The 1,913-nt window shown below is 42.9% G+C and carries 3 protein-coding genes and 1 pseudogene; all 4 read left to right on the forward strand.

The annotated features are described in order from the left end of the window. Positions 1-465: pseudogene (locus ACFILZ_RS09645) on the forward strand (hypothetical protein); the annotation flags it as partial. A gap of 9 nt (positions 466-474) precedes the next feature. Beyond that, complete coding sequence (locus ACFILZ_RS09650) at positions 475-804, forward strand: hypothetical protein (protein ID WP_375632353.1); 330 nt, start codon at positions 475-477, stop codon at positions 802-804. A 63-nt stretch (positions 805-867) separates the two neighbouring features. Then, a complete protein-coding gene (locus ACFILZ_RS09655; protein ID WP_375611040.1) occupies positions 868-1,530 on the forward strand; it encodes a lysozyme in 663 nt (220 codons plus the stop codon). Further along, a complete protein-coding gene (locus ACFILZ_RS09660) occupies positions 1,527-1,754 on the forward strand; it encodes a hypothetical protein (RefSeq protein ID WP_375611041.1) in 228 nt (75 codons plus the stop codon). The genes ACFILZ_RS09655 and ACFILZ_RS09660 overlap by 4 nt, the downstream gene beginning before the upstream one ends. Positions 1,755-1,913 lie beyond the last annotated feature (159 nt).

A 1,913-nucleotide genomic window follows, 5' to 3' on the forward strand; every position in this document is an offset into this window, starting at 1 on the left:
TCAGGGACGGGTGAAAATACGAAATCAATGTATCGTACCAATATAACAACAAACCGTAATTATACCGAACATGTAACAGATATGACGCGTGTTAAAAAATCTTTACTGAGTGATGAAGCGTTTGCTTCTGCTATGTATGGAAGCAATGAAAAGACACATATTGTTGGCAAGAAAGAACCAACCTCTAAGGTTTCAGGTGGATATAAGGATACGGCGAATCGTCGAATGATCTCGCATATCGGTTGTGAGGATGGTTGCGGTTATGTTTGGCAATTTTTATCGGGCACGTTTCCTATACCCATAAGCCGTACGCAAAATACGTTTGAAATGAGAGCATTGTTAGGGGGTGGTAGCTGGAGTAATACAACGGATAATGGGCGTTTTACTCGAGCCACCATGATCGTCAATGGTGTAAATGAACAAGTTGCGGCGCGTGGATGTAGCCATACGCGTCATTTTGTTTAGGAGGGAGAGATGATAGATTATCCAGAACATTTAAATAGCAAAGAAGATTATCTGAACATGCTTTCTTTTGACAAAGTTGAAACAGTAAGAAGGCTAGAGATGCTTTTGACAACGCGTTTTTATTGGTTTTTTGTCAAAGAACTCAGTGAAGGGGAAGAGGGGGTAGAAGATGATACGCATAAGGTTTGTCGAACAACAGAAATACCGTTTGATTCAAATGGTGATTTTGTCGAAAAGCGTTGTCAGTATGAATTACAGGAAAGTGAATATGCGCCGCTCTTTCAGCTTGGCTTTGGTGTTGACGAAGTCGAGCAGCTGATCAAAGAGCATAGTCAATAGAGATCATAAGAAAACATTTTTATCCGGCTCCACTTTTGTGGGGCTTTTTTTATGGAGCGTCAGATGAGAAAGATATCGAAAGAAGGATTAGAGCTTATCAAACAATGGGAAGGTTTGCGTTTAGAGGCTTATAGAGACACGGCATGTGTCTGGACGATTGGTTATGGTCACACCAGCAATGCAGGTCACCCCCTTGTCAAAAAAGGCATGCGTATTACGCAAAAGCAAGCGGAAGAAATCCTTTGTGAAGACTTAAAGCAATTTGAGAAGACAGTCGAGGAAGCGGTGACGGTTTCGTTAACGGATTGCCAATTCGCGGCATTGGTCTCATTTTGCTATAATGTAGGAACAGCTGCTTTTCGCAAGTCAACCTTATTGAAGAAGCTTAATCAAGGGGATTATGAAGCCGTACCCTTAGAATTACAGAAATGGAATAAGGTCGGTGGGAAGCCTCTTGCGGGTTTAGCCAACCGTCGAGCAGCAGAAGCGGGATTATGGGTAAAAGGGGCTTATGTTTCTTCGAATTATCAAAGGGTAGAAACGAAAACAGCAAGCGGTCTTTTAAAGATAGAAGCGCTTGCCCCGATTATAGGGTCTTGTTCTGGTTTTGGTGGCTTGTTAGCAGGCAATGGTCCGGTGCAATGGGCATTAGCAGGCATGATGGTTTTAGCGGCTGTAACGGGCATAGTGATTGTCGCCAAGCGGTTTGGGGAGCAACGCTTATGATTTTTTGGCTAAAGAAATATTCTCTTATGTTTACAGCGGCTTTAGCCGTTTTTTTTATGGCTTTAGCCAAGGCGTTTCAGCTTGGCAAGCAAAGCGAACGGCAAAAGCAAACAGAGAATGCTTTAAAGACAGCAACAACCCGTCTTGAGGTAGAAAATGAAGTTAATCGAAAAAGTGATGCTGGTGTGCGCTCTGAACTTTCTCGTTGGGTGCGCGGCAAATAGGTCTGTTTCTTGTGGTGGCTGGTTGCCCATTTATTTGGATAATCAGGATGTTGAGGTCATCAGTTCCAACCTTGCAAGAGATATTTTGAAGCATAACAAGCAGGGAGCCCATTTATGTGGTTGGAAAGATGGTCAAGAAACGAAGCAGCAAAGATAAAG

This window comes from Bartonella sp. AP40SXNS, assembly GCF_042195825.1.
Lineage (GTDB): Bacteria > Pseudomonadota > Alphaproteobacteria > Rhizobiales > Rhizobiaceae > Bartonella.

Excerpts from the sequence above, each read along its gene's own strand:
- ACFILZ_RS09650 (WP_375632353.1), top strand. The coding sequence starts at position 475 with ATGATAGATTATCCAGAACATTTAAATAGCAAAGAAGATTATCTGAAC.
- ACFILZ_RS09655 (WP_375611040.1), top strand. The coding sequence starts at position 868 with ATGAGAAAGATATCGAAAGAAGGATTAGAGCTTATCAAACAATGGGAA.
- ACFILZ_RS09660 (WP_375611041.1), top strand. The coding sequence starts at position 1,527 with ATGATTTTTTGGCTAAAGAAATATTCTCTTATGTTTACAGCGGCTTTA.